Raw genomic sequence first — 22,515 nt, forward strand, 5'->3', positions numbered from 1 at the left:
CGGTTCAGCGTGCGGCACTTCCTGTTGCCCGGTCGCCAGGACTACCGCAAGGGGGGTCGCCGGGCACGCCTGGCGCCGCTGACTTCACGGACAGGCAGGGTCATTCCATACCGGGCGTGAAGGGACCTGATCGTCACGCAGGGGCCGCTCAACGGGTGGCGTGGCAGGGAAGGACACCGGAAACGTCGTTCCAGCTGACGCGATTCAGGAAATCCCGAACGTCGCCCGCCGCACCTGAGGGCGGCTGGGCGCGGCGCAAGCCCCCTGCCTGTGGGGGTGAGGAACGTAAGGACTTGCTGGGCCCCGTAGAGTACGCTGTGCAGGTGACAAAGCAAGGTGCGCCAGCCATCCCGGCCATTGAGGTCCGGGGGCTGTACAAGAGATACGGGTCAAGCAGCGTCCTGGAGGACGTGCACCTGACCGTTAAACCCGGCGAGGTGTACGCCCTGACCGGCCCGAACGGCGCGGGGAAAACCACCCTGATCCGCACCATGACGGGCCTCGCCTTCCCCACGGACGGCGAGGTCCGGCTGCTGGGCCGCGACGTGCATACCGACGGCCAGCGCGCCCGCGCGTACCTGGGTGCCGTGGTGGAGGCGCCTGCGAAGTTCTACCCGCAGTTCACGGGCACGCAGAATCTGCAGATTCACGCGAGCCTGTCTGCCATGGCGCCCGGTGGGCGGCGGATCGGCCGTGACCGGATCCGGGAGGTGCTGGCGCTGCTCGAACTGACCCGCATGGCCGACCGGCGCGTTGAGGAGTTCTCGCTGGGGCAGCGGCAGCGGCTGGGCGTGGCCAGCGCCATGCTGGCCGAACCGAAGGTCCTGATCCTGGACGAACCCACGAGCGGCCTTGATCCGCTGGGCATCGGCCTGATTCACCGGATTGTGACGAGCCTCGCCACGAGCGGCTGTGCGGTCGTGCTCAGCACGCACCACCTGCGGGAAATTGCCACGTACGCGCATACGGTCGGCATCCTGACCGGTGGGCGCCTGGTGGACACCGTGGACCTGCGCGCCCGGCAGGCCGCGTACCGCTTCCGGGTGGACGACCCGGTGGGCGCCGCGGCCGTGCTGGAGCGCCTGCCGTTCGTGCGGCGCGTGAGTACCCGCACGCCGTACGCCATCGCGCACCTGGGCGGCGAGGCGCGCGTCCCGGACGCCCTGGCGCACCTGCACGGCGAGGGCATCCGGGTGTTCGAGGCCAGCCCGGACCACTTTGACCTGTACGAGTACTACCGCGAGCGCGTGGAGCAAGCCTGATGACCCTGACCGTTCCCTTTGCCTGGAGGCGCGCATGCTGACCCTCCTGACCCTGGAATTCCGCAAACTGTTCGGCTCGCGCAGCGTGCAGCTCGCCTTGATCGTGACGCTGCTGCTGCCCGCGCTCTGGGCGTTCGCGCCGCGCCTGAACACCCTGATGCAGGTGAGTCTCGTCAGCGGCTGGCAGCTGCCGGCGGTGAGTATCGGCGTGACCATCGGGTACCTGCTGCCGCTGTTCATCGCCGTGACCGTTGCCGAGATGATCGGCGCGGAGGTGGCGCAGGGCACCCTGGCGCCGCTGCTGCTGCGCCCTGTGGACCGCACGAAGGTGATTGCCAGCAAACTCATTGTGGCGCTGACGTACCCGTTCATTCTGATTTTCACGACCGTCCTGGGCTCCCTGATTGCCGGGATTCCGCTGGGTTTCGGCTCGTTCACGGGCGGCACCGGTCTGGGCCCGGGCCTGTTCGTCGGTGTGGGCACGCTGAGCACCAACGCGGCCTTCGGGGAGGTGCTGCGCGGCGCCCTGCTGGCCGGCGTGATCCTGATGCCCATCGCGGCCCTGTCCCTGCTGTTCGGCGTGCTGTACCTGAACACGGCCGCAGCGGCGCTGGGCACCTTCGCCACCCTGATCGTGATGCGGCTGCTGGTGGTGCTGCCCGACGCGGTGCAGCGCATTCTGCTGACCAGTCATCTCAACCTGTACGTGCAGCAGGGCGACATCCTGCAGCCCCTGATTCTGCTGCTGATCTACACGGCCGGGTTCGGGCTGATGAGTATCTTCGCGTTTGACCGCCGCGACGTGTAGTTTCGTCCGCGGGGCTTTCAGTGGCGCGCCTTCGTGGGCGCCACATTTCTGTGCACGGCCGGTGCCGGGCTGCGCTAGAGTGCGCCCGGTTTTGGTCCGCCCAGGCGGGCACTGACTCTGGAGGTTGTTCTATGCGTCGTCCCATCCTGCTGACCCTGTCTCTTGCCCTGCTGTCCCCCACCCCGCTCGCCGCGCAGCCCAAAGCGCAGCAGCTGGCGGTGTTCAAGGTGGCCGCCCTGGCCCGCGCGAACGTCACGTCCCTGAGCCTGCAGGCTGCGGGCGTCGCCGATGAAACCGTCACCATTCCTGGCGATTACCTGTACAAACGGGACCTGCGGGCGAAGGTGTTCGACCTGGACGCGTTCCTGAAGGCCCGCATTCCGAACGTGGACGCTCTGGCCGCGCAGGGCGCGCAGATCATGTTCTGGTGCCGTGACGGGTACGCGCCCATCGCAAAACTTTCGGACGTGCTGGGGCACGGCGGTCTGATCGCGGTTGCCGACGCGGACGCCCCCGCGGGCATCACGTGGCCGGACGCGCCGTACAAGAACACGGTCCTGAACGCTGACGCCATCGGCAACTACGTGGTGTGGCGCACGGCGCAGTTCCCGGCGAAACCGCAACCCTGGGGCCTGGACACCATCTACATCCTGCCTGCCGGCGCCACCCTGAAGAAGTAAGGCAGGCCCGCAGAAGGCCCCAAGCTGCCTCTCTCCACCCTCGCGCGCCAGGCCCACCCGCACCCGCTGCCCACAGCGGCGGGGGTCTGGCGCGGCCCTCTGCCCGGCGGGCATGCTCTAGCCTGCAGGGATGACGGCTCCACTCTCTCTGCACGCGGGCGGCAGCCTGTACGACCGGATCGGCGCGGACGCCCTGTCCGCCTTGGTGACGCGCTTTTACGGGTACGTGGCGCGGGACCCGCTGCTCTCTCCGATCTTTCCGGCTGACCTGTCGCTCACGGCTGAGAAGCAGCTGGCGTTCCTGACGGGTTTCCTGGGCGGGCCGCCCCTGTACCACGAGCGGTTCGGGCATCCGCGCCTGCGGGCGCGGCACCTGCCGTTCGCGATCACGCCGGCGCGCGCGCGGGCGTGGCTGGCGTGCATGAACGCGGCGCTGCGCGACACCCCGCAGATTGGCGAGGCGGAAGCGCGCGAGCTGTACGCGGCCCTGTCCCGGGTTGCGGTTCACATGGTGAATACCGACGGGGAGCACCCGGGGGACGCGGCGGTCAGCTGAGCCCACCAGTGGCTGCCGGATGCGCTGCGGGGACTGCTGGGGCCGGTTCTGGAAGTTGGACAACTCCTGCCATTTGACTAGCAGGGTGGGTTCACCCTGGAAGGCCCTTTCCTACACTGCGCAGCATGACCCACCAGCGCAGCATCGAGGACCTCCGCGCCGAGGTCGATCAGATTAATCGTGAACTCCTGAAACTGCTGTCCAAGCGCGGTGAGGTGGTCGCGCAGATCGGGCACGCCAAAACGCAGGAAGGCCGCCCCAACCACTACGATCCCGCCCGTGAGGAAAAGCAGCTCAAGGAGCTTGAGTCCCTGAACGAAGGACCGTTCACCAGCGCCGCCGTGAAGGCGATCTTCAAGGAGATCTTCAAGGCCAGCCTGGACCTGGAGGAGAGCAACGACAAGAAGCAGCTGCTGGTTTCCCGCAAGGTCAAGAGCGAGGACACCGTGCTTGACATTGACGGCGTGCGTATCGGCGGGAATGAGCCCCCGGTGATTGTGGCTGGCCCCTGCTCCATTGAGAGTGAGGAGCAGATGGAACAGACCGCGGCGTTCCTGGCGGCCAAAGGCGTGAAGATCCTGCGCGGCGGCGCGTACAAGCCCCGCACCAGCCCCTACGGTTTTCAGGGCATGGGCGTGGACGGCCTGATCCTGGGCAGCCGCGTGGCGCGCGACAACGGCATGCTGTTCGTCACGGAGGTCATGGACACTCGCGACGTGGAGATCGTCGCGGAGCACGCCGACATTCTGCAGGTGGGCGCGAGGAACATGCACAACTTCGCGCTGCTGCGCGAGGTGGGCCGCGCCCGCCGCCCGGTGCTGCTCAAGCGTGGCCTGTCCGCCACCATCGAGGAGTGGCTGTACGCCGCGGAGTACATCCTGTCCGAAGGGAACAGCGAGGTCATTCTGTGCGAGCGCGGCATCCGCACGTACGAGAAGTGGACGCGCAACACCCTGGATCTCAGCGCCGTGGCGCTCGCCAAACAGGAGACGCACCTGCCGGTCATCGTGGACGTCACCCACGCCGCCGGACGCCGCGACCTGCTGATCCCGCTGGCGAAGGCCGCCCTGGCGGTGGGCGCGGACGGCATTCACGTGGAGGTGCACCCCAGCCCGGCCACGGCCCTCAGTGACAACGAGCAGCAGCTGGACTTCGCCGGGTACGACCGCTTCAGTGAGGCGCTGAGCAGCATGCTGCGCCTGCCGGTGGGCGTCTGACAGCCTAAAGATGATGCGTGAGGGAAGGCCGGCCCCGAAACAGGGCCGGCCTTCTTCTCAGGTGCTCAGCTGGGTGCGGCTTCCGCGTCTCGCCGCTCCGGCTCCGTCTCAGAGGCGGGATGAAGAAGCGGGAAGGTGTGCAGTTCCTGCACTTCGCCCCGGTGCTCCCTGGTCAGGCTCAGGGCCTCCACCCGGAAAGACGTGAGGGGCGGGCGCAGGTCGCGGATGGCCTCGCCCAGGACCGGTTCGGCCCAGGGCAGCACGCCGAGCGCCAGGGTCAGGTGCGGGCGGTACTCGGCGCCGTCGTACCGGGCCCGGCTGGACGGGCCGATCTCCAGGGTGCGGTCGTGCAGGGCGCGCAGTTCGGGGCTCAAGCCGCATTCCAGGAAGATCACGCCCGGCAGCTGCTTCCAGCCCAGCACCTGCACCTCGAAAGCGGACTGGCCGCGCAGGGCCGTGCGGCAGGCGTCCAGGAGTTCCGCGCTGCGCAGCGGCGTCTGAAAGGGCGCGCGAATGTTCAGGTGCGGCAGGCCAAACCCGCGCACATTCAGGCGGTCCTGCAGGCGGCGCAGCCAGCTGTCAAGCACTTCGGGGGGCCACGCCACGATGGAGTACAGCGGGCGGGGCGCGTCATCCGGCAGGGGTGGAAGGAGCGTCATGAGGCGCCTGTTTCCGGCTACCCGACCTGGTAGTGGCAGCAGCCCTGCCCGCAGGCGATGCGGGTCTCGCGGCGCACCGGAACGCCCAGCAGGTCGGTGTAGAGAGTCACTTCCGCGCTGCACAGCTGCGCGTACTGGCGGGCAACCGTCAGGTTCGGGCAGTTGTGCTGGGTGAATGTCCACCGGCCGGTGTCGTCCTGCGCGGCGGTGGCGTCAAAGCCGTGCTCGTTCAGGCGGCGCACGAGGTTGCGCACGCGCTCACCCAGAGGCAGTTCGGCCGGCAGATCAGGCCGGAAGCGGGCGGCAATCTCGGCGTTGCGGGCGTCCAGAACCTTCAGCAGGGCGTCCTCACCGAACAGGCTTTCGACGTGCCGAAGGACGTCCACGCACAGGCTGGAGTAGGTTTTCGGGAAGGCCGCCTCGCCCCGCTCGGTCAGGGCGAACACGTGCTGCGGGCGGCCCCGCCCGCCGGGCCGCTCGGTGCGGGCTTCCACGAGCCCCTGGTCCTGCAGGTCGCCCAGGTGACGGCGCGCGGCGGGAATACTGACGTCCAGCCGCTGCGCGAGGTCCTGCGCGGTCTGCGGGCCGTGCCGCTTGACGAGTTCCAGCAGGCGCGTCTTGGTGCGTTCCGCGCCGGCTGGGGCGAGGGTCGCGGCGCTCATACGACGGTCAGCTGGTCAGGCAGGTGCGAGAGGGTCCGGACGCTGATCTGACCGGCCAGGGTCCGGGCCGCCTGACGCAGGGCGAGCGCCGCGGCGCTGTCCGGGTGGGCGAGCACAGCGGGCGTTCCGGCGTCGGCATCCTGCCGCACGCCCACCTCCAGCGGAATCTCGCCGAGCAGCACGTGGTCACCGAGTTTGCGGCTGCCGCCACGGCCGAACAGGTCGTACACGTTGCCGGTGTCTGGCGCCACGAAGTAGCTCATGTTCTCCACGACGCCAAGCACCGGCACACTGGCCTTGCGGAACATGTCGATCGCGCGCGTCGCGTCGATCAGGGCCACGTCCTGCGGGGTGGTGACGATCACGGCCCCCGTCACCTGAATGGTCTGCGTGAGCGACAGCTGTACGTCCCCGGTGCCCGGGGGCAGGTCCACGATCAGGTAATCCAGCTCGCCCCAGGCGGCGTCTTTCAGGAACTGCTGAATGGCGGAGTGCAGCATCGGCCCGCGCCACACCAGCGCCTGCCCGGCCGGCGAGAGGTTCGCCATGGAGATGAACCGCACACCGTGCGCCTCGATGGGCAGCATCTTGCGGTCAGCGTTCGCGGTGACCTTTGCCCCGCCCTGCCCCATCATGTGCGCCACGCTGGGGCCGTACACGTCCGCGTCGAGCAGGCCCACGCGCGCGCCGTCCAGCGCGAGGCTGGCGGCGAGATTGACCGCCACGCTGCTTTTGCCCACGCCGCCCTTGCCACTGCCGACGAGCAGCACGTGTTTCACCCCGGGCAGGGCCGGCTGGGCCGGGGGGCGCACCATCGCCCCGAAGGTCACCGCGGCGTCCTGCACGCCCGGCACGGTCAGGGCCGCGGCACGCACGTCGGCCTCAATCTGGCTTTTCAGAGGGCAGGCAGGCGTCGTGAGGGTGACCTTCACGTGCGCCACACCCGCCTCCACGCTGGCGTGCTCGATCATGCCCAGTGACACGAGATCCCGGTGGAGTTCCGGATCGTTCACAGTGCTCAGGGCGGCCATCAGGGCGTCACGCATATCCCGCAATTAGTAGCGCAAAGGCGGTGCGGCAGCAAGCCACGCGCTCACACTGCGCGCCGCAGGACCTGCAGCGCGCAGCCTATACTGCGGGCCGTGAAGCCCCTTGGCCCCTATGTGGCCGTGCGTGAACTGCCGGGCCGGACGAGCAGTCCGGTGCGGACACTGCGTGCCACGGACCGCCTGACCGGCATGCCGGTGCTGCTGCACCTGCTGCCCGCCCCGCAGCCTGTGCCAGTCCTGCCGGAGCACCCGAACGTGCTGGCGCCCGTGGACAGCGTCAGCAGTGGAGATCAGGCGTACGTGGTGACCGAACTGCCCCTGCAGGCCCGCCCCGCGCAGGACGCGGTGCTCGCGGCCCGCGGCGCGCTGGGGGCCCTGGCTGCGCTGCACGAGCGCGGCGTGGTGCACGGCGGCCTGAGCGCCTCGCAGCTGTGGAGTGTTGACGGGGAGGTCCTGCTCGCAGGGGCCGGACTGCCCTGGGGAGGACACGCGAGGCCCTCGGACGACCTGTACGCGCTGGCCGTGATCCTGCAGGAACTGGGAGGCCTGCCCGAACCACTCAGGCCCCTGCTGACCGACCCCGGCACCCTGGACGCCGCCGGGGCGCTGCGCCGGCTGGCAGCCGCGCCTGACGCCGCGCGCCCCCCGGAACCGGCGGGCCAGCCGGACGCCCAGGCGCTCCCGGCCGCGCTGCCCCTCACGCCCGGCCCGGCCCAGGAGGCTCCACCGGTCAGTGCGGACCCACCCGCCGACATTCCCTCACCTGCGCCGGACCCGGCTGCTGAGGCGACGCCGCGCGGCCGTGCGAGCAGACCGGACCGGAAGCGCAAGGCCCGCACGGGCTCCAGGGAGCACAACACCCCTTCAGAGGCACCCTCCGTCGCCCCTCCCCCGCTCGAGCAGGCTCCACCGGCCGGGTCGCCTGACACGCCCGCCACACCGCCCGGGCCGCATGACGGGTCCCCGATCGTGCTGGGGGACCTGCCCAGCCGGGCACCCACAGAGCCGGAAAGCCCCCAGGAACGGCGCCGACGGGAGAACGAAGCCCGGCGCGCGCAGGCCATGCTGGACGCCCAGGCTGCCGCCGCACGGCGCGCCGTGCGCCTGAAGGCTGAACAGACCGCCGTGACCGCACCGGTGGTACCAGCGCCTCTGCACATCGGGTTCGGGGATGACCTGCCCGAATGGGAGACGCCGCGCACCGAAGCTCAGGCCACGCCGGGCCTGCAGCTGCGCGATGTGGAGCGCCTGCCGCCATCCCTGCGGCGCGCGCCGGCCACTGAGCCGGCACCGGAGCCCCACCCTCAGCCTGGAGCGCTGCCTTCACGGCGGGCGCCGGGGGAACCCATCCGGATCGGGTGGGATGAGGACGACTCCTGGCGGGTGGTGCGCGAGGCGCCCGCCGCACCCGCGCAGGCACCCCGGCGCCTGCCGCGCATCGTGCTGCCGCTCGTGGCGGCGACGCTGCTGCTCGGCGGAGCGATCTGGGCGCTGCGCAGCGGAGCGCTGAGCCCCGCGCCCCAGGGCGCGCAGGCCGCGCCGTCCACGGCGGCACCCGTGATTCCCGGCGGCTCGGAGCGCTGCTGCGAGGTGCAGTTCACGGTCCGGGGAGCTGCGGGCGCCACGGCGCGCCTGTCGGTGGAGCAGGCGCCGCAGACCGCCCGGCTTGCCCCGGGGCAGGCGCTGGGCACCGCGCCGGGCCGCGTGCAGTTCCCGGTGGCCGGCACGTACCGCGTGCGGGTGGCCGTGGAGGGGTACGCGCCGGCCAGCATGAGCGTGAGTGTGCCGCGCGCCCAGCCGGTCACCATTGACCTGAGTGACTGAAGCGCGGCGCGTGGCGGTCCACCTGCTGTGTTCCGGTTGTTCGTCCGGCCACGCTCGTCTGGAGGGCCGGGACGCCCGACCGGGATGACCGTGAGACAATCGAGCTGATGAGCGTCGTCATTCTGGATTTCGGTAGTCAGTTCACGCGCCTGATCGCGCGCCGCTTCCGTGAGCTTGGAGCGTACAGCGTGATCCTGCCCGGCAGCGCGCCCCTGGAACGGGTCCTGCGGGAGAACCCACAGGGGATCGTGCTGTCCGGCGGACCCAGCAGTGTGTACGACGAGGCGGCCCCCAAGCCCGCCCCGGGCGTGCTGGACCTGGACGTGCCGGTGCTGGGCGTGTGCTACGGCATGCAGTTCCTGGCGCACCAGGCGGGCGGTGACGTCAAACGGGCCGGGAAACGCGAGTACGGCAAGGCCGACCTGACCCGCTACGGCGGGCAGCTGTTCCAGGGCATTCAGGGCGAGTTCGTGGCGTGGATGAGCCACAGTGACTCTGTCACCGCGCTGCCCGAAGGTTACGAAGTGGTGGCGGAAACGGCCGACACGCCCGTAACGGCCATCGAGAACCGTCAGACGCGCCGCTACGGGGTGCAGTTCCACCCGGAAGTGGTGCATACGCCCAAGGGCGGGCAGCTGCTGGCGAACTTCCTGGAAGTCTGCGGCGTAACGCGCGACTGGAACGCGGAGCACATCATTGACGAGCTGATTGCGGACGTGCGCGCGCAGGTGGGCGACGGCCGGGTGCTGCTGGCCATCAGTGGGGGCGTGGACAGCTCAACGCTGGGCCTCCTGCTGGCCCGGGCGGTCGGGGAAAAACTCACGGCGGTGTTCATTGACCACGGACTGCTGCGTCTTGGTGAACGCGAGCAGGTGGAAGCCGCGCTGCGGCCACTTGGCGTGAACCTCATCACCGTGGACGCCCGCACGGAGTTCATGGGGGCACTTGAGGGCGTATCGGACCCCGAACAGAAACGCAAGATCATCGGGCGGGAATTCATCCGGGCGTTTGAACGGGAGGCGCGCAGCCACGGCCCCTTTGATTTCCTGGCGCAGGGAACGCTGTACCCGGACGTTATTGAATCTGCCGGGGGTGAAGGCGCGGCGAACATCAAGAGTCACCACAACGTGGGCGGCCTGCCGGACGACCTGCAGTTCAAACTGGTCGAACCGTTCCGCACGCTGTTCAAAGACGAAGTGCGGGCCATTGCCCGCCTGCTGGGCCTGCCGGATCACATCCGCATGCGCCACCCGTTCCCGGGGCCGGGCCTCGCGATCCGCTGCCTGGGCGCCATCAGTGAGGAGAAGCTGGACATCCTGCGCCGCGTGGACGACATCTTCATCTCGGGGTTGCGGGAGTTCGGGCTGTACGACGGGTGCTCGCAGGCGCTGGCAATCCTGACGCCCATCCAGAGCGTGGGGGTCATGGGCGATGAACGCACGTACTCCTACACGGCCGCGCTGCGGGCCGTGACCACCGATGACTTCATGACGGCCGAATGGGCGCGGCTCCCGTACGAGTTCCTGGCAACCATGAGTAACCGCATCGTGAACCAGGTACACGAGATCAACCGCGTGGTGTATGACATCACCGGCAAGCCGCCAGCCACCATCGAGTGGGAATGACCCGCTGAGGTCCCCACCCCTACTGAGACACCAGTGGGGGCCGGGCCCTGCCGGGAGTGTGCGGCACTCAGGGCGAGCGGTCCTGTGCCAGCAGGGACATAGCTGTCGGCAGAACTTGCGGACTCGGCCTGAGCGCCCGCGAACCTTCCAGGGTTCACGGCGGGAACCCTAATTATTCTCGCGCGCACCATTCGACTCGCGGTCTGGAGGAACACCAGGACGGTCAAGCGACGGTGCGGGTCATGCTGCGCCGTTTGCCGTCCCCTCCGGGTCTGATCGGGAAAGGCTGGCGTGCGGACGCCACGCACGTGTTCACCGGCGCACGCTGAGCAGGTCGGTCACGTCGGTCTGCAGCTGGGTCAGGTCATGGGCGTTGGTAGCCTGCAGGTACACGGCGCTGACGGTGGGGTGGCCGCCGCTGCTGTTGGTGCGCGCGAAGCGTTGCAGGTACGTGCTGAGGGGAATCAATACCTGCACGTTGGCATTCCCGAAGCCGCTGTTGCCCTTGTCGGGCAGGACGCCGCTGACCGTGAATGTCACGCCGCCCAGGCGGAGTTTCTGCCCGGTGGCCTGCGCCGGGGTGACGCTGCCGTCGGTGCCGTCGCCCCACAGGTCCAGCAGCACCTGGCGGCCGATCACCGCGACGCGTTTCTTGGCGCTGACGTCGGCGTCCGTGAAGTACTCGCCCTGTTCGGTGGGACTGTTGCGTACGGTCTCGTAGGCGGGCCACGTGCCGACCACACTGGCCTGGGTGTTGGCGGTGCCGGCCTTGGCCTGCACGGTGCTGTTCACAGTGGGGGCCACGCGGCCGGCGAACGTGTCGGCGAGGGCTTCGGCGTCCGCCACAGTGAGGGTCTGGCGGGGGCCGCTGCGCACCAGGCTGCCGCCGCCCAAGGCACGGGCGCTCTGCACAGTGAGGAGGTTGGTGCCCAGCGACTCGAGGTTGCGGGTGACGCCGGCGGTGCTGCCCTGACCGCCATCGGTCAGGGCGACGACGGCGGCCACGCCGATAATCACGCCGAGCGCGGTGAGGACGGAACGCATGGGGGTGCCCACGATGGCGCGCCACGCGATGGTGAATGCGCCGCTCAGGCCGGTCCCGCCGCGCCGGGGCGGTGGGGCGGCCTGGGGACTGAGGGGCGCGGCGGGGTCCAGGGGGCGGGTGGTCACGCGGACCTCGCGGCGGGGCGCCTGGGGGTCTGGGCGCGGTCACTTTCGATCTGGCCGTCCCGGACGCGCACGACCCGTCCGGCGTACGCACCGATGTCGTCCTCGTGTGTGACGATCACGACGGTGGTGCCTTCGGCGTGCAGGTCGCCGAACAGGGCCATAACGTCCTCGCTGGTGCGGGTGTCGAGGTTGCCGGTGGGTTCGTCGGCCAGCAGCAGGCGGGGCCGGCCGGCGAGGGCGCGGGCCACGGCGACGCGCTGCTTCTGTCCGCCGCTGATCTGGCTGGGCAGGTTGCGGGCCTTGCTGCCGAGTCCCACGCGCTCGAGGACCTGCATGGCGCGGTCGCGCCGCGCGCGCGGGGACGCCGGCGTAGGTGAGGGGCACCTCGACGTTCTCCAGCAGGTTCAGGCGGGGCAGCAGGTGAAAGGCCTGGAACACGAAGCCGATGTCGGTGTTGCGGGCCTCGGCGCGTTCGTTCTCGCTGAGGGTGGTGACGTCACGTCCGGCCAGGTGGTAGTGGCCGGCGCTGGGCTGGTCGAGCAGGCCGATGATCTGCATCAGGGTGGTTTTACCGCTGCCGGACGGGCCCATCAGGGCGACCATCTCGCCCTGGTTGATCCGGAGGTTCACCCCGGCGAGCGCTTCGAAGTCCACGTCACCCTGTTCGTACACCTTGCGCACAGCCTGAATGTCGACGACCGGGGGCGGGGCGGTCATGGGGCGCCGTCGGGGAAGCCGCCGGTCTGGTTCTGGCGGGCACTGTTCTGGGTGCCGGTCTGGGTACCGCTGCTGGCGCGGGCACTGCCGGGCAGCACGACCTCCTGTCCGGCGCTCAGGCCACTGTCGATGATGGTGGGGGTGCCGTCGGTGGCGCCGGTCTCGACGCAGGTCCGTCCGGGTGCCGCGCCGGCCTGGGCGGGGAGCTGCACGTACGAGCGGCCGCGGACGGTCTGGATGGCCTTGCTGGGAATCAGCAGGCCGCGGGCCTCGCTCTGGATGATCTCGGCTTCGGCGGTCATGCCGGCGCGCAGCTGGCCGCCTGGGTTGGGCAGCTGCACGGTGGCGGTGAAGACGCTGATGCCGCTCTGCTGCGTGGCGCCGGGTGAGACGCGCACGACCTTCCCGGTAAAGGTCTGGCCGTCGAAGGCGTCCAGGGTCACGTTGGCGGTCTGCCTGGCTTTCACGCTGGCAATCTCGGTTTCGTCGATCTGCATGGGGAGGTTGAGGGTAGTGTCGTCCCGCAGGGTCAGGATGGTGGCGCCGCTGGTCACAATGGTTCCTTCGGTGGCGGTCACGGCGCTCACGATGCCGCTGATCGGGGCGTACACCTTCAGGTCGGTGCGGGCCTGCTGCGCGGAACGCAGGCTGTCCTGCGCCTGCTGCACGGCGAACTGCTGGTTGCGCAGGGTCTGCGCGTCACTGGCCGCGCCGGTGCGGGCCTGGGTCTGCGCGGCCGTGAGGGTGGCGCGGGCGCTGTCCACGCTCTGTTGGGCGCGCGTCGCGGTGGACTGCGCGTCTGCGAGGGCATGGGCGCTCACGGCGCCGATGGCGGCAAGCTGCCGCTGACCTGCCACGGTCCGCTGCGCGTCCGCGAGGGTCTGCTGCGCCTGCGTGACGCTGCTGGCACGCTGCGCGGCGCTGCTGGCCTGGCTGGCGCGCGTGGCGTCCAGGGACGCCTGGGCTTTCCCGAGGTTCAGCTGGGCGTCCTGCACGTTCTGCTCGACCTCATCGCTGTTCAGGGTGGTGAGCAGCTGCCCGCGGGTGACGCGTTCACCCACAGCGGGCACCGCGCCCAGTGTGGCGGTCAGGTCTGCGCCGACCGTGCGGGTCTGCGCGGCTTCCAGCGTGCCGGGCCCGCTGACGGAAACGCGCAGGGTGCCCTGTTCGGCGCGGGCGATGGTGGTGACGGTGGTCGCCTGGGTGGTCTGCGCGGCGCGGGTGCGGGTCAGGTACACGCTGCCCGCGGCGCCGAGGAGCAGCAGGGCACTCAGCACCCAGGGCCAGCGGCGCCGCGGGGCGCTCACCCGGACGGCGGGGGTGTGCGTGGTCACAGCGTGCCCCCGATGCCGGTGAGGTTCTGCCCGGCGGCGACCGAGAGCGCAGCGAGGGGCTCCAGGCCGTTGTTCTGCGCCTGCAGGCGAGTGTACTGGGCTTTTTTGAGGGTCAGCTGCGTGACCTGCAGGTCCACGGCGCTGATCGTGCCGCTGTTCAGGCAGGCGGCGTCCTGGGTGTAGGTGTTCTGGGCGGCGGCCTCGCGGCTTCCGGCGACCTGAAGAAGTTCGTACGCATTCTGTGCCGCCTGGTGGGCGCTGGCGAGGGTCTGCTGAGCGCTTTTCAGGGCGCTCTCCTGGCTGCGCTGCGCGTTCGACAGGGCCGTCCGGGCGTCCTGCAGGGTGCGGGCGGGCGTGAAGTCGTTCTCGGCAAGTTTCACGGTCAGCTGCGCGCCCGCCACGTCGTTCGCGGCGCTCACCAGACCCGCGAGGGTGCTCAGGCCGCCCTGCAGGCCCGCCAGGGTCGCGCTGAGTTTCGGGGCGGTCACGGCGCTGCCGGCGCGGACGCCGCTGCCCAGGCCGGTCAGGGTGCCGAGTTTCGCGGCGGCGAGGTTCACCTGCGCCCGGGCGTCGGCGAGGTTCTGCTGGCCAGGGTGTTCTGCGCGTTCGTGACGTCCAGCGTGGTGGCGTTTCCGATGCTCAGTTTCACGCGCGCGACCTGCATGCTTTTGCTGTCCACCTGCACCTGCAGGGTCTGCAGTTCCACGTTCTGCTGCGCTTCAAGGAGCGCCGTGTACGCGCTGATGGTGCTGTGCAGAGTGTTCAGGCGGGCGCCGCGCAGCTGGGCCTGCGCGAGGGTCTCGCCGTTTCTCGCATTGAGTTTCGCGGCGACCAGCGTGCTGGGATCGGCCTGCGCGGCGCGGTTGGCCGAGAGCGCCTTGTCGAGGTTGGCCTGCGCTGTTTTCACGTCGGCGTTGTTCTGCAGGGCGGCAGAGACCGCGCTGCTGGCTGCGAGCGGCGTTCTGGGCGGTGGCCGCGCTCAGGGGCGTGGTGAGCAGCGCGGCGCTGAGGCGCAGGGCGGCGCGGGCGAGACGGGCGGACGGGACTGGGCGTGGGTTCATCGGAGGCCTCCGGCGGCGTTCAGGAGCTGGGTCAGGCTGAGCTGGGCGGTGATGCGGGCGGCCAGCAGTTCCCGCTGCGCCTGCGCGGGGGTGAGTTCGGCGCTGCGGAGCTCGTCGGCAGTGCCGGTGCCGGCGTCCAGGCGGGCGTGGGCGGTCTGCAGGCCCTGCTGCGCGACGGTGAGTTGCGCCGCGCGGGTCTGCACGGCAGCGAGGTTGGACTGCAGGGTCACGAAGCGGGTGCGGACGTCGAGTTCCGCGTTCTGCTGGGCCACCGTGAGGGACAGCTGCGCCTGGGTCACGCTGGCCTGCGCAGCCGACACCTGCGCCTGCTGGGCGGGCGAGTACACGACGTACGACCCGCTGACGCTGGCGCTCAGGCGCGCGCCGCTGCTGGCGCTGCTGTTCAGGGGCAGGGCGTAGCTGCTGCCCAGGGTCCCCTGCTTCAGGTTCAGGGTGGCGGTGAGGGTCCCGGCGCCGCCGCCCCCGTACCCGACGCTGGCGGTGAGGTCCGGGAGGCGCGCGTCACGCTGTTCGGTCTCCAGTGCGTCCTGCGCGCTGGCCAGGGCGTTCCGGGCGCTGATCACGGCGCTGGTGCTGCTGCGGGCCTGAGCGACCAGGGCGGCGAGGTCAGGCAGGGTCAGGGGGTCGTCGGGCAGGGTGGAGAAGGTCACGGGGCCCAGCGTGGTGCCCAGCACGGCGTCCAGGTTGCGCCGGGCGCTGTCCAGGCTGCTCTGCGCCTGCGTGAGGCCCCCCTGGGCGCTCTGCACGGCCGCCTGGGCGTCCAGGACGGTTTCAGCCGTGGCGTTTCCGGTGTCCTGCTGGGTCTGCGCGACGCTCAGCTGCCGCTGGCGCAGGTCCAGGGTGCGCTGCGCCAGGGTGATGTCCTGCGTGGCGAGCACCGCATTGAAGTAGGTCTGCGCGACGTTCAGCTGCGTCTCAAGCTGCGCGTCACGCAGGGCGGCCTGCGCCAGCGCGAGGCTGCGTTCGGAGGCGCGCAGGCTGCTCTGCCCGCTGGACCAGGGCAGCAGGCCCAAGTTCACGCTCAGGGCGGCGTTGCCGCTGAGCGTGCCGCCCGCGGCGCTGGTCGTGCCGTCCGCGGCGGTGACCGTGGTCGGCCCGGCGTAGCTGGCGTTGCCACCCACGCTGACGGTCAGGCCCAGGGCGGCGCGCGCCGCCCTGAGGTTCTGCTGCGCGACCTGCACGCTCAGCGCGGCGCGGGTCACGCCGGGGGCCTGCGCCAGTTGCGCGTACGCCTGCGGCAGGGTGTAGGGGGTGTGGGCCTGCTGGGGGGTGCGCGGCGCCCAGCAGGGCCAGGGTGAGCAGGCCGGGCCACCGGAGAGGGAAGCGGGTCATGCCGCTCAGCGTGTCTGGAAGCGGTCAAGACTTCGCGCAGCCACTGTGAAGATTCTGCGAAGACGTTCTGCGGCGGTCCCAGCGCCGTAAACAGGCGGCCCGGGAGCAGCGGCAGGCCGGGGTGGCCTTCGCACGCTCTTCACGCGGCTCTCGTACGCTGTGCGCATGAGTGCCCTGATCCTGATTGTTGAGGACGAACCGCAACTGGCCGAGGTGCTGGAAGCGTATGCCCGTCAGGAGGGTTACCGCACGGAACGCGCCGCCGACGGGAACGCCGCCCTGTACGCCTTCCGGGCGGCCAGCCCGGACCTGATCCTGCTGGACGTGATGCTGCCGGGCCGCAGCGGCCTTGAGGTGCTGAAGACCGTGCGGGCCGAGGGGGCCACCCCCGTGATTCTCGTGACGGCCCGCGCGGAGGAAACCGACCAGATCGTGGGTCTGGAACTCGGCGCGGATGATTACGTGGTCAAGCCGTTCCGCCCGCGTGAGGTGATGGCCCGCGTGAAGGCGGTGCTGCGCCGCGCGACCGCGGTGCTCGACGACACCGAGCGGCCCCTGCGGGTCGGCCCGCTGGAAGTGGACCGCCGGGCGGTGGTGGCGCGCGTGCGCGGCGAGGCCCTGAACCTCACGCCCGCCGAGTTCCGGCTGCTGTCGCAGCTGGCCGAAGCGCCGGGCCGGGCGTACACCCGCGAGGAACTCCTCGCCGCGGCCCTGCCGGACAGCGAGGCGCTGGAGCGCGTCGTGGACGCCCACCTGGCCAGCGTGCGCCGCAAACTCGACGCCGCGCACGCAGGCGGCCTGCTGCACACTGTACGCGGCGTCGGGTACCGCCTGGAAAGCGGCGGATGACCGGACCGCGCCGCACGCAGCCGCTGGCTGTGACGCTGCTGCTGGCCATGCTCCTGGTGGTGCTGGTGGCAGTGGGCAGCACCTTCTACTTCTCGAATCTCGTGGTGAAACGCGAGTTCGAGCGCTTGCCCAGCACTGTCCGCCTGGCCATCCGGGAGCAGCAGGCCGCCGCGCTCCGGGGGGAACTCGTGGCGCCCACGCCGCCCCTGCCGGTGGTGCGGACCGGGACACCCGCCGACCCGTACCTCGATCCGTTTGACAGCAGCCCCGACGTGGGAGGCGTGGTGCGGCAGGCCACCGGCCAGGACGCCGTGGTCACGGCAGGCAAGCGGCCCCGGGAGCTCAGGACCGACCCGGGCCGGCAGCCCCCCCGCAACCGCGCGCAGGATTTCCTGCGGGACGTGCAGAGCAGCCTGCTGCAGGTGGGGCTGGTGGCGGCGGCCGTCTCGGCGCTGCTGGCCTTCCTGATCTCCCGGCGCGTGGCGCGGCCCGTGTCGGCCGTGTCCCGCGCCGCGGCGCGGCTGGCCAGCGGGGACCTGAGCACCCGCGCGCCCGTCCGGGGTGGCGAGCGCGAAATTGCGGCCCTAGCGCAGAGTTTCAACGACATGGCCGAGAACCTGCAGCTGCTGGAACGCGAGCGGCAGCAGGCCGTCGCGGATATCGCGCATGAGCTGCGCACCCCGATCGCTGTTATGCAGGCCCGGCTGGACGCCCTGGAGGACGGGGTGTACCCGCTGACCACCGGGCAGATCGCGCTGCTCAGCACCCAGACGCAACTCCTGACGCGGCTGGTGGGGGACCTGCGCACCCTGACCCTGGCGGACGCCGGGCGGCTGGCGCTGGACCCTCAGCCCCTGGACCTGGGCGCCCTGGGCGCGGAGGTCGTGCGGGACCTGCAGGACCGCGCCGACGCGCGCGGCCTGAACCTCACGCTGCAGGCCGTCCCGGCCCTGACCCGCGCCGATCCGGTGCGGGTCAGGCAGATCACCACGAACCTCATCGACAACGCGCTGCGGCACGCCCGTTCACGCGTGGCGGTGCGCGTGGAAGTGCACGGTCCTCAGGTCCTGCTGCACGTGGAGGACGACGGTCCCGGCATTCCGCAGGAGAGCCGCGACGCGGTCTTCACGCGCTTTACGCGCCTGGACGCCAGCCGCGCACGGGACACAGGAGGCAGCGGCCTGGGTCTGGCCATCGTGCGGGCCCTGGCCCTGGCGCACGGGGGGCAGGCGGCCCTCTCCACGTCCAGCGGCCTGGGCGGCGCGCACTTCACGGTGACCCTGCCGACTGCCGCGCCCTGAACGCAGGTGCGGGCCGCTTCAGCTGGCCGCTTCAGCGGCGCGGGCAGAACGGTTCAGGCGGCGCTGAAGCGGCTGGAACAGCCGCAGCCCCCAGCCCATGGCGGGTCCCACTGTCAGCGCGAACACCAGGGTGCCCCACCCGATGGGGCCGCCCAGCGCCCACCCGGCCAGCAGCACGGCCACCTCGACGCCAGTGCGGATGCGCGGCACGGGCCACCCGGTGACGCGCCGCAGGGCCAGGGTCAGGCCGTCGCGGGGGCCGGCGCCCAGCCCGGCGCCCACGTACGCGCCGGTCGCGAGGCCGAGCAGGGCCACGCCCGCCAGGAACTGTGCCCAGCGCAGGGGCAGCGCGGCGGGCTCGGGGACGACGGTCGCAAACAGGTCCAGGAACGCGCCGATCAAAAGGACGTTCAGCAGGGTGCCCAGGCCCAGCCGTTCCTGGAGCCGCAGCGCCGTGAACGCCACGATGACCACGCCGGTCAGGATGCTCACGGCGCCCACGCTCAGCGGCGCCCAGCGCGTGATCCCCACGTGCAGCACCTCCCACGGCGCCACGCCCACGTGCGCATTGAGCATCAGGCGCAGGCTCAGGCCGTACAGGGTCAGCCCGGTGACCAGCAGCGCCAGTCGTGGTCCCAGACGCCCTGGGAAGAAAAGGGCGCGCGGCGCGGCTGGTGTGGGCATGCGGGGTTCACTCTAGCGCCCCAGCCCGCCCGGCAGGGGTCTGCGCGACGCTGGAGGAAGCAGGTAGACTGGCAGGGATGCTCCGCGCGTTCCGGTTTCTGCTGCGTTCCGCCCCTGTGCTGGCCTTCGCCATGCTGGGCAGTGGAGGCGCCCTGAGCGGCTGGGCGACCCGGATTGCGCCGCTGTACGCGATGCCGAACCAGAAAAGCGCGGCGCTGCTGACCCTTCCCGCCCGCATCCCCCTGGAGGTTCAGGCGTGCTTCGCGATGTGGTGTCAGGTGAAGGTGGGTACCCGGAGCGGGTGGCTCGTGCGCGCCGCGGTGAACGTGCCCGGCGGGTGCAGCGCGCTGGTGCCGCTGGGCCTCAAGAATCTCTGGTCGGGCGAGGGTGCCTACAGCGTGACCCGCGACGCCAACCGCAACGGGCGCGCCTGCGATCAGACCGAGTACCTTCAGTCGGCCGGCCGGCGCTGAACGCCGCGGCCCGGCGCCGCGCCCTGCGCGGAAGCCTGTAAACTGCGGGGGTTGCCCCGCCGCCGGGCGGGTGAAGGAGTCGTGAAATCATGGGATTAGCCATCGGAATCGTCGGTCTGCCGAACGTCGGCAAAAGCACGCTGTTTAACGCCATCACGCGCGCCGGGGCGCTCGCCGCGAACTACCCGTTTGCGACCATCGAACCGAACGTGGGCCGCGTGACCGTCCCGGATGAACGCCTCGCCGCGCTGAGCCGCGTGTTCACGAAAGGCGACCGGGTGCCGCCGATCATTCCCACGTTCGTGGAGTTCGTGGATATTGCCGGGCTCGTCAAGGGCGCCAGCAAGGGTGAGGGGCTGGGCAACCAGTTCCTGGCGAACATCCGCGAGGTGGACGCCATTGCGCACGTCGTGCGCTGCTTCGAGGACGGCAATGTCATTCACGTGGCCGGCCACGTCGATCCCATCGATGACATCGAGACGATCAACACCGAACTGATCCTCGCGGACCTCGCCGGGCTGGAAAAACGCCTGCAGAACCTTCAGAAGAAAGCCAAGGGGAACGACAAGGAGGCCCGCGAGCAGGCGGAGCTGGCCGAGCAGATCATCACCGTGCTCGGTGAAGGCCGCCCCGCCCGCGCCGGTTCGTACGACGCGCCCATCCCCAAGGAGTTCGGGCTGATCACCACGAAACCCGTGATCTACGTGGCCAATGTCGGCGAGGACAATCTCACCGAGGACAACGAGCACGTGCTCAAGGTCCGCGAGTACGCGGCGGCCGAGGGGGCGCAGGTCGTGAAGATCAGCGCCCAGATCGAAGGGGAACTGGCGGAGATGCCTGAGGATGAGGCCCGTGCGTTCCTGGAGGAACTCGGCGTGCAGGAAAGCGGCCTGGATCAGCTTGTGAAGGTCGGGTACGAGACGCTGGGCCTGATCACGTTCATCACCAGCGGCGAGAAGGAAGTGCGCGCCTGGACGATCCGCCGCGGCGAGAAGGCGCCCGAGGCGGCCGGCGAGATTCACAGCGACCTCGAGCGCGGTTTCATCCGCGCCGAAGTGATCGAGTGGGACAAGATGGTCGAGGCGGGCGGCTGGTCGAACGCCAAGGGTAAGGGCTGGGTGCGCACCGAAGGCAAGGAGTACGTGATGAAGGACGGCGACATCATGAACGTTCTGCACAACATGTAACCCTGCGTTTCCTCGGGGTCCGGCGCCGCGAGGTGCCGGGCCCCTGGTGTTGCCGCAGCGTCAGGCTGCCGGAGCCCTTACAGGGGTGCGGCGGCTCACAGGCGACCGTCTGGCTGAGGCGGCCGCCGCTGCGGTCTGGCGGTCAGCGCAGCTCCGAGACGCTGGCATACCCGCCCACAAACAGCGCCACGCGCAGTTCGTGAATGAACTGCCGCAGCCACGCTTCGGCGGCGTCGGCGCTGTGCAGGGCGGGTTCCAGCAGGGGGCGGGCCACCGCGACCACCTGGGCGCCCAGAGCGAGGGCCCGCGCGGCGTCCAGTCCGCTGCGAATCCCGCCGGACGCCACGAGGGGCACGCCGGGCGCGGCGAGGCGCGCGTCACGCAGGGCCTGCGCGGTGGGAACCCCCAGGTCGCACAGGTCGGGCGTCCGGACCTCGCCGTGGTGCACCAGCTGCTCCACGCGTGCCCAGCTGGTGCCGCCGGCGCCGGCGACGTCCAGGGCGGCGAAGCCGAGCGGGGCGGCCAGGGCGACCGTCTGGGCATCCAGGCCGTGCCCGACCTCCTTGAGGATCACCGGGAAATCCAGTTCGGGCAGGATGTCCGCGAGCCGGTCGCGCAGGCCGGCCCAGCGGGTGTCCCCGCCCGGCTGCAGGGCCTCCTGCAGGGGGTTGATGTGAATGGCGAGGGCGTCGGCACCGACCTCACGCACGGCCCGCGCAGCTTCGTGGGGACCGTACCCGAGCAGGAACTGCGCGCCGCCCAGGTTGCCGATCAGGAGGATGTCCGGCGCGGTGTGCCTCACCAGGAAGGAGGTGCGGGTGTCGGGCCGTTCGAGCATGACGCGCTGGGACCCGAGCATCATGCCGATGCCGAGGCGCTGGGCGGCCAGGGCGAGGTTCTGGTTGATGCGGCCGGCCGCTTCAGCCCCGCCGGTCATCGCGCCGATCAGGAGGGGGGCGGCGAGGGGACGGCCGAGGAAGGTGGTGCGCAGGTCCACGCGGTCAAGATCAAGTTCAGGCAGGGCGCGGTACGGCCAGGGCACGGCGTCCAGGCCGGTGGTCTGGCGCGCGTACTGGCTGTCAGGGCGCAGGCAGGCGTCTATGTGCCGGAGTTTGCGCGCCTGGATGGCGGCCGGGTCGGACGCGGTGTCGTTCACGCTGTTCAGCGTACCCGGCGTGGCGGCAGGTGAGGTGGAGGCGGGCGTGCCCTGCCGGCCGAGGGGGGGGCCTTGACGGATTGGCAGCTTGGAGCTACTATTTCTGAGCGCTGAACGCAGCACTGCGAAGAAAGCGCACCGCAGGACCAGAGTAACGCAGGGTAGAGCAGTCTGGTAGCTCGTCGGGCTCATAACCCGGAGGTCGCAGGTTCAAATCCTGTCCCTGCAACCAATCACCCCCACTTCGGTGGGGGTTTCGTCTTGTTGCGGGAACGGTGAGGGTCCGCAGCGCGTATTCCCGCAGCGTATGAGTCCTGCATTCCTGATTTTTCTTGCCGCGTGGATCATCGGCATGGTCGGCACCTTCATTCCCGCCCTGCCTGCCACAGCGATCATCTTCCTGGGCAGCGTCGCCGCGACCCTCGTCGATGGCTTTCAGCTCTGGCCGGACCTGCCCTTTCTGCTGACCTTTCTGGTCATTACCATCCTGATCAGCATGGTGGATAACGTCGCGTCCGCCTGGGGCGCCCGGAAGTACGGCGGCAGCCGCCAGGCTGTGTGGGGCGCCCTGATTGGCGGACTGGTCGGCATCCTGCCCATCATTCCGTTCGGGCTGATCGTGGGTCCGCTGGTGGGCGCCCTGATTGCCGAGCTGTTCGTTGTGGGCAAGCCGCCGGCTGAGGCGCTGCGCAGCGCCTGGGGCACCCTGGTGGGCCTGCTGGCCGGTCTGGCTGCAAAACTGGTGCTGCACCTGCTGATCGGGCTGTACGAACTGTGGCGCCTGTGGGACCCGGCCCGAAGCGTGTTCGGCTGACCACCAGTCAAGGGCAGCGGGCGGACAGCCGGGCTGTCCGCCCGCTGCCCTGTCGGGTTCGTCCCCTGCCGGGG

22 protein-coding genes, 1 tRNA gene and 1 pseudogene are annotated in these 22,515 nt (G+C 70.5%); 13 read left to right on the forward strand and 11 right to left on the reverse strand.

From position 1 onward, the window contains the following. Window positions 1-323: 323 nt before the first annotated feature. The 5 genes from LAJ19_RS09295 to LAJ19_RS09315 all read left to right on the forward strand — a co-directional run bounded on the left by LAJ19_RS09295 (window position 324) and on the right by LAJ19_RS09315 (window position 4,523). A complete protein-coding gene (locus LAJ19_RS09295; RefSeq protein WP_225475487.1) occupies window positions 324-1,262 on the forward strand; it encodes an ABC transporter ATP-binding protein in 939 nt (312 codons plus the stop codon). A 34-nt stretch (window positions 1,263-1,296) separates the two neighbouring features. Next, entirely contained in the window at window positions 1,297-2,070 is a 774-nt protein-coding gene (locus LAJ19_RS09300) for a DUF2705 family protein (protein ID WP_225475488.1), read from the forward strand. A 131-nt stretch (window positions 2,071-2,201) separates the two neighbouring features. Continuing rightward, the gene (locus tag LAJ19_RS09305; RefSeq protein WP_225475489.1) at window positions 2,202-2,750 is read left to right on the forward strand and encodes a hypothetical protein; all 549 of its coding nucleotides are present in this window, start codon (window positions 2,202-2,204) and stop codon (window positions 2,748-2,750) included. Window positions 2,751-2,880: 130 nt separating this feature from the next. After that, a complete protein-coding gene (locus LAJ19_RS09310) occupies window positions 2,881-3,306 on the forward strand; it encodes a globin domain-containing protein (RefSeq protein ID WP_225475490.1) in 426 nt (141 codons plus the stop codon). Between the two features lie 125 nt (window positions 3,307-3,431). After that, window positions 3,432-4,523: a bifunctional 3-deoxy-7-phosphoheptulonate synthase/chorismate mutase gene (locus LAJ19_RS09315; RefSeq protein WP_225475491.1), complete on the forward strand. Its 1,092-nt coding sequence runs from the start codon at window positions 3,432-3,434 to the stop codon at window positions 4,521-4,523. A gap of 65 nt (window positions 4,524-4,588) precedes the next feature. Here LAJ19_RS09315 and LAJ19_RS09320 read toward each other — a convergent pair whose 3' ends face one another. Genes LAJ19_RS09320 through LAJ19_RS09330 form a run of 3 tightly spaced genes read right to left on the reverse strand, consistent with a single transcriptional unit; the run spans window position 4,589 to window position 6,890 of the window. Then, window positions 4,589-5,182 (reverse strand): 2'-5' RNA ligase family protein, encoded by a 594-nt coding sequence (locus tag LAJ19_RS09320; protein ID WP_225475492.1) that lies wholly within the window; start codon window positions 5,180-5,182, stop codon window positions 4,589-4,591. 17 nt (window positions 5,183-5,199) lie between these two features. Then, window positions 5,200-5,844: a helix-turn-helix transcriptional regulator gene (locus tag LAJ19_RS09325; RefSeq protein ID WP_225475493.1), complete on the reverse strand. Its 645-nt coding sequence runs from the start codon at window positions 5,842-5,844 to the stop codon at window positions 5,200-5,202. Next, on the reverse strand, window positions 5,841-6,890 hold the full coding sequence (locus LAJ19_RS09330) for an Mrp/NBP35 family ATP-binding protein (RefSeq protein ID WP_225475494.1): 1,050 nt from the start codon (window positions 6,888-6,890) through the stop codon (window positions 5,841-5,843). Before LAJ19_RS09330 ends, LAJ19_RS09325 begins: the two co-directional genes overlap by 4 nt. A gap of 96 nt (window positions 6,891-6,986) precedes the next feature. Here LAJ19_RS09330 and LAJ19_RS09335 point away from each other — a divergent pair, with 96 nt between their 5' ends. Both LAJ19_RS09335 and guaA read left to right on the forward strand, forming a co-directional pair. Continuing rightward, the gene (locus LAJ19_RS09335) at window positions 6,987-8,717 is read left to right on the forward strand and encodes a PEGA domain-containing protein (protein ID WP_225475495.1); all 1,731 of its coding nucleotides are present in this window, start codon (window positions 6,987-6,989) and stop codon (window positions 8,715-8,717) included. Window positions 8,718-8,824: 107 nt separating this feature from the next. Then, window positions 8,825-10,342 carry a glutamine-hydrolyzing GMP synthase gene (gene guaA, locus LAJ19_RS09340; protein WP_225475496.1) on the forward strand — a complete coding sequence of 506 codons (1,518 nt, stop codon included), beginning with the start codon at window positions 8,825-8,827 and terminating at the stop codon, window positions 10,340-10,342. A 312-nt stretch (window positions 10,343-10,654) separates the two neighbouring features. Here the strand turns inward: guaA and LAJ19_RS09345 are convergent, their stop codons facing one another. The 6 genes and pseudogenes from LAJ19_RS09345 to LAJ19_RS09370 form a co-directional block, all read right to left on the reverse strand. Continuing rightward, window positions 10,655-11,512: an ABC transporter permease gene (locus LAJ19_RS09345; protein WP_225475497.1), complete on the reverse strand. Its 858-nt coding sequence runs from the start codon at window positions 11,510-11,512 to the stop codon at window positions 10,655-10,657. Further along, window positions 11,509-12,229: pseudogene (locus LAJ19_RS22070) on the reverse strand (ABC transporter ATP-binding protein). The gene LAJ19_RS09345 and the pseudogene LAJ19_RS22070 overlap by 4 nt, the downstream one beginning before the upstream one ends. Next, window positions 12,226-13,563, reverse strand: a complete 1,338-nt coding sequence (locus tag LAJ19_RS09355) for an efflux RND transporter periplasmic adaptor subunit (RefSeq protein WP_225475498.1) — start codon at window positions 13,561-13,563, stop codon at window positions 12,226-12,228. Before LAJ19_RS09355 ends, LAJ19_RS22070 begins: the two are co-directional and overlap by 4 nt. Beyond that, the gene (locus LAJ19_RS09360) at window positions 13,560-14,120 is read right to left on the reverse strand and encodes a hypothetical protein (protein WP_225475499.1); all 561 of its coding nucleotides are present in this window, start codon (window positions 14,118-14,120) and stop codon (window positions 13,560-13,562) included. The genes LAJ19_RS09355 and LAJ19_RS09360 overlap by 4 nt, the downstream gene beginning before the upstream one ends. After that, complete coding sequence (locus tag LAJ19_RS09365; protein ID WP_225475500.1) at window positions 14,117-14,470, reverse strand: TolC family protein; 354 nt, start codon at window positions 14,468-14,470, stop codon at window positions 14,117-14,119. Before LAJ19_RS09365 ends, LAJ19_RS09360 begins: the two co-directional genes overlap by 4 nt. A gap of 150 nt (window positions 14,471-14,620) precedes the next feature. Beyond that, window positions 14,621-15,847 carry a TolC family protein gene (locus LAJ19_RS09370; RefSeq protein ID WP_255639826.1) on the reverse strand — a complete coding sequence of 409 codons (1,227 nt, stop codon included), beginning with the start codon at window positions 15,845-15,847 and terminating at the stop codon, window positions 14,621-14,623. 295 nt (window positions 15,848-16,142) lie between these two features. Here LAJ19_RS09370 and LAJ19_RS09375 point away from each other — a divergent pair, with 295 nt between their 5' ends. Both LAJ19_RS09375 and LAJ19_RS09380 read left to right on the forward strand, forming a co-directional pair. Next, the gene (locus tag LAJ19_RS09375) at window positions 16,143-16,826 is read left to right on the forward strand and encodes a response regulator transcription factor (protein WP_225475501.1); all 684 of its coding nucleotides are present in this window, start codon (window positions 16,143-16,145) and stop codon (window positions 16,824-16,826) included. After that, window positions 16,823-18,127 (forward strand): sensor histidine kinase, encoded by a 1,305-nt coding sequence (locus tag LAJ19_RS09380; RefSeq protein WP_225475502.1) that lies wholly within the window; start codon window positions 16,823-16,825, stop codon window positions 18,125-18,127. Before LAJ19_RS09375 ends, LAJ19_RS09380 begins: the two co-directional genes overlap by 4 nt. An 18-nt stretch (window positions 18,128-18,145) precedes the next feature. Here the strand turns inward: LAJ19_RS09380 and LAJ19_RS09385 are convergent, their stop codons facing one another. Then, window positions 18,146-18,811 carry a YczE/YyaS/YitT family protein gene (locus LAJ19_RS09385; protein WP_225475503.1) on the reverse strand — a complete coding sequence of 222 codons (666 nt, stop codon included), beginning with the start codon at window positions 18,809-18,811 and terminating at the stop codon, window positions 18,146-18,148. 77 nt (window positions 18,812-18,888) lie between these two features. On the opposite strand from LAJ19_RS09385, the gene LAJ19_RS09390 reads away from it, so the two are divergent. Together LAJ19_RS09390 and ychF are read left to right on the forward strand one after the other, a co-directional pair. Beyond that, on the forward strand, window positions 18,889-19,284 hold the full coding sequence (locus tag LAJ19_RS09390) for an SH3 domain-containing protein (RefSeq protein ID WP_225475504.1): 396 nt from the start codon (window positions 18,889-18,891) through the stop codon (window positions 19,282-19,284). Between the two features lie 89 nt (window positions 19,285-19,373). Beyond that, the gene (gene ychF, locus LAJ19_RS09395; RefSeq protein WP_225475505.1) at window positions 19,374-20,471 is read left to right on the forward strand and encodes a redox-regulated ATPase YchF; all 1,098 of its coding nucleotides are present in this window, start codon (window positions 19,374-19,376) and stop codon (window positions 20,469-20,471) included. 142 nt (window positions 20,472-20,613) lie between these two features. On the opposite strand, the gene fni is transcribed toward ychF, so the two are convergent. Continuing rightward, window positions 20,614-21,627 carry a type 2 isopentenyl-diphosphate Delta-isomerase gene (gene fni, locus LAJ19_RS09400; RefSeq protein WP_225475506.1) on the reverse strand — a complete coding sequence of 338 codons (1,014 nt, stop codon included), beginning with the start codon at window positions 21,625-21,627 and terminating at the stop codon, window positions 20,614-20,616. Window positions 21,628-21,782: 155 nt separating this feature from the next. Here fni and LAJ19_RS09405 point away from each other — a divergent pair. Next, window positions 21,783-21,859 (forward strand) — tRNA-Met (locus LAJ19_RS09405). A gap of 75 nt (window positions 21,860-21,934) precedes the next feature. Next, window positions 21,935-22,441, forward strand: coding sequence for a DUF456 domain-containing protein (locus LAJ19_RS09410; protein ID WP_225475507.1), 507 nt, complete (start codon window positions 21,935-21,937; stop codon window positions 22,439-22,441). The last annotated feature ends 74 nt before the right edge of the window (window positions 22,442-22,515 follow it).

It is taken from the genome of Deinococcus taeanensis (assembly GCF_020229735.1).
GTDB classification, from domain to species: Bacteria; Deinococcota; Deinococci; order Deinococcales; family Deinococcaceae; genus Deinococcus; species Deinococcus taeanensis.